The organism is Mesobacillus sp. LC4, assembly GCF_053543455.1.
In genome coordinates, this window is record NZ_JBGCUB010000024.1 from 1 (window position 1) to 4,079 (window position 4,079).

Below are 4,079 nucleotides of genomic sequence, written 5' to 3' on the forward strand. Positions count from 1 at the left end.
AAAAGCCTTCACAAAGAAGGCTTTCTATACTGCATCAAGCATATTGAATTGTGCTTTAACAAGGTCATGATATTCTCCCTGAAGCTCCATCAATTGATCATGATTGCCTCGTTCAATGATTAGACCATTCTCTAAGACGAAGATATTATCCGCTTCTCTAATGGTCGAAAGTCTGTGGGCAATGATGATCGCCGTTCTGCCGTTCAACAGGGTCTTCAGTGCCTTTTGGATTTTCATTTCTGTTTCAGTATCAATGCTGGCTGTCGCTTCATCCATGATCAGGATTCTTGGGTTGGCGAGCAACGCCCTTGCGAAAGAAAGGAGCTGTCTTTCTCCAACTGAAAGGATATTTCCCCTCTCTTCTACTTCTGTTTGATAGCCATTAGGCAGCTTCTTGATGAATTCTGACGCCCCTACAGCTTCGGCGGCAGCTTTTACTTCTTGCTCTGTGGCATCCGGTCTGCCAAAGAGAATATTATCATAAATCGTACCAGAAAAAATAAACGTATCCTGCAGCACTATGCTGATATGTTTCCTGAGGCTGCCTATTGAAACTTCTTTTAGGTCATGGCCGTCAACCAATACTCTCCCTGAAGTGGGGTCATAAAACCTGCTGATCAAATTAGCGATTGTCGTCTTCCCGGAACCTGTATGACCAACGAGGGCAACCGTTTGGCCAGCCTTCATATCCAAGCTGATTCCTTTTAGAGCAGTCCGCTTGTCATCATAGGAAAAGACCACTTTATCAAAATTTATTTCTCCTCGCATATCCTCTAGTTCGATAGCTTGATCTGATTCAGAAACAATTGGTTTTTCATCAAGGAACTCAAAGATCCGTTCCGATGAAGCCATCCCCATCAATAACTGGTTATACACCTGGCCAAGCCTTGAAATTGGTTCCCAGAACATGCCCAGATAAAATGCAAATGAGACGAATACCCCTATTGAGATCGTTCCATTTTGGATCAAGCTTGCTCCATACCAAATCAAGACCGCTGTTCCAAGAGCATTGGTCAGTTCAACCATCGGACGGAACATCGCGTTTTTCTGTGAAGCTGACTTCCAGCTCTGGAAGGTCTCATTATTGACTCCATCAAAAAAAGCCATGTTTTCTTTTTCCTGAGTAAAAGATTGTGTAACCCTGATTCCCTGAATGCTTTCATTCAAGTGAGAATTCAACTTGGATTGCTTCATACGCACATCCTGCCAGGAGCGTCGGATGTTTTTCCTCAGCTTTGTTGAAATCAAGAACATGATTGGTAAGATGATCATGATTGCCAGTGTAAGCTGTGGACTTAGCGAGAACAAGATAAAGAAGATACCGACTAGTAAAACGATATCCATCAATAAATTGATGACACCGTTAGTGAACAATTCTTGCAGTGAATTAATGTCATTCATGATTCTTACGAGTATGGATCCAGCTGAACGCTGGTCAAAAAAGCGATGCGATAGATTTTGCACATGTGTAAATAAATGTTTGCGCAAATCATAGATGACATTCTGGCCTAATTGATTCATCCAGCGAATTCTGAAAATATTTGCGAAATAGGAAGCTGAATAAAGCCCTGCTATTAGTGCGACCAGCCAGAAAAGCATTGTGGCGTCTTTATTTTTTACAGCTCTGTCAAGCGTGTAGATCCCAATCAAAATTGGGATCGCCAGCCTTACTGCTGTCGTGATTAGTACCATGGCAATAGATAGCGGCACAAGTGTCTTCTTATATGGAAGCATATAACCAAAAAGCCTTGACATTTGTTTCCAGTTAAAAGGCTTATCAATAACTTGGTCAGTAGAATAATGGAACCTTTTTAAGACCTGAGAGTTTTTATTCTTGCTCAAAACCTTCCCCCCTGTACATTGTAGATAAATGGTGCGATGACCAAAACGGCGAACAGATATCAATCATTTGTTAGTTTTTATTATTTCAGCCAGTTTGCGATACCTTTTGGCGGTCTTTAAACTGGATATCATAGATTTTTTGATAGGTTCCGCCATTTTTAATCAAATGCTCATGGGTTCCTCGCTCAGCAATGGACCCGTTTTCAAGAACAAGAATTTCATCTGCATGCTTCAGGGAAGAAATACGGTGTGCGATGATGAAGGTCGTTCGTCCCTTCATGACTTCCAGCAGCGCTTGTTGAATCTTGAATTCAGTTTCCATATCTACTGCACTTGTGGCATCATCAAGGATTAAAATACTTGGATTGACACAAATCGCCCTAGCAATCGCAATTCTTTGCTTTTGGCCTCCAGACAGACCCATTCCTCTTTCTCCAAGGATGGTGTCGTAGCCATCAGGCAGCTCCATGATAAAACTATGTGCCTGAGCCCTTTTTGCAGCGGCAATGATTTCATCCATCGTAGCATCTGGATTGCCATAAGAGATATTGGCTTTGATCGAAGAAGAAAAAAGGAAAGATTCCTGAAGAACAATTCCTATATTGCTGCGTAGCGAACGAATAGAATAATCCTTTATATCCCGGCCATCGATGAGGACCTGACCAGCGACAGGCTCATAAAACCTTGTCATCAGCTGGGTAATGCTTGTTTTTCCTGAACCTGTCGAACCGATCAAACCAATAGTCTGACCAGGTCGTGCTTTAAAGTTGATATCATATAAAGCTTCATTTTCGTCGTCTCCATAACGGAGGGTTACATTATTGAACTCTACATCTCCTGTAAGTTTTTCAATCTGAAGGGCTTCACGTTTCTCTTCAATCTCCTCATCAGCTTCAAGAATTTCCAAAAGTCTTTCTCCTGATGCTTTAGATTGGGAGAATAAGTTCACAACGAATCCCAGGTTCATGATTGGCCACATGATGTACCAAACTAGGCTGTAGAACGCAACCAGCTCCCCTGGTAGCAAAGAGTCATTCATGACCAGGAAACCGCCGTATCCTAACAGCAGGACGACACTTAGATTTCCCAAAAACTCCATTAACGGGAAGTATTTAGCCCAAATTTCTGATGTGAATAAATATTGGTCTTTGTAATTTCCATTAGATGCATTGAATCTGCCAATCTCATAGTCTTCACGGGAAAGTGATTTAACCGTGTTGATTCCACTGATATTCTCCTGGACTTTAGTATTCAGCTTACCGAAAGATTTGCGGATTCCCCTGAATGCCGGGTGGACTGCCCTGTCAAATTTATAGACAACAACCGCCAGGAATGGCAGTGTTGCCAGAGTCACAAAAGTCAATGAAATAGAATAATAGAACATAACTGAAAAACTAATACCAATCAAAAGGACAAAACGGATCAATTCTGAGAAGCCAAAGCTTAGGAAAAAGCGGAAGCCTTCCACATCAGCAGTAAGCCTCGACATTAAATCTCCGGTCTTCGCATTATCATAGTATCGAAAGGAAAGAAACTGAAGCTTTTCATAAAGAGAGTTTCTTAGCTTGTAGACGGAATGGATTCCGAACAAGTCGCCTGTATACTGATAAATGTACGTACAGATTCCTTTCACGGCCATGGATGCCACAAAACCGGCAGCCAGAAGCGGAATCAACTCATAGCGGCCCCCGATGACCGCTTCATCGATGGTAAGCTGCAAGATCATCGGATATACTACTGTGATCGCCGTTACGACCAACATAAATAATATTGACCATATAAAGTAATTTTTAAAAGGCCAATAATACTCCTTTAATTTTTTGAATGTCTCCATTCATTTCCCCCCTTTGGAAAATTAGAGATTCTTTAGGTGTTTTTCTTTCTTTGTAACAGCATCAATGTCCCCGCTAAACGAAAAGTGATGGAAAAGCTTAGTAAAAACAAAATGCACGTATACATTAATATATCGACTTTCGAAATATTTTTCCAGTACTTTGTTAGAATTTTTTTATTTTTTTGTATATAGGAATTATCTGATATTATCTGATACGAGGAGAGTGCGGAGGTGTGAAATGGAAAAAACCAGATTTTAAGCAAACAAATATCCGTTAGAAAAATTCTAACGGACAAACTTGGAACCATTATGGAGAAAGATGTCCGTTAGAAGAGCTTTATCGGACAAAACTGCAATCCTTTTGAAGATATATGTCCGTTAGAAGTGCTCTATCGGACAAATT

At 40.9% G+C, this 4,079-nt stretch carries 2 protein-coding genes; both read right to left on the minus strand.

What is annotated here, in order from left to right; all coding sequences use genetic code 11:
- Positions 1-24: 24 nt before the first annotated feature.
- Complete coding sequence (locus AB5I83_RS23570) at positions 25-1,842, minus strand: ABC transporter ATP-binding protein (protein WP_448978928.1); 1,818 nt, start codon at positions 1,840-1,842, stop codon at positions 25-27.
- Between the two features lie 85 nt (positions 1,843-1,927).
- Positions 1,928-3,676, minus strand: a complete 1,749-nt coding sequence (locus AB5I83_RS23575; RefSeq protein ID WP_448978930.1) for an ABC transporter ATP-binding protein — start codon at positions 3,674-3,676, stop codon at positions 1,928-1,930.
- Between the last annotated feature and the right edge of the window lie 403 nt (positions 3,677-4,079).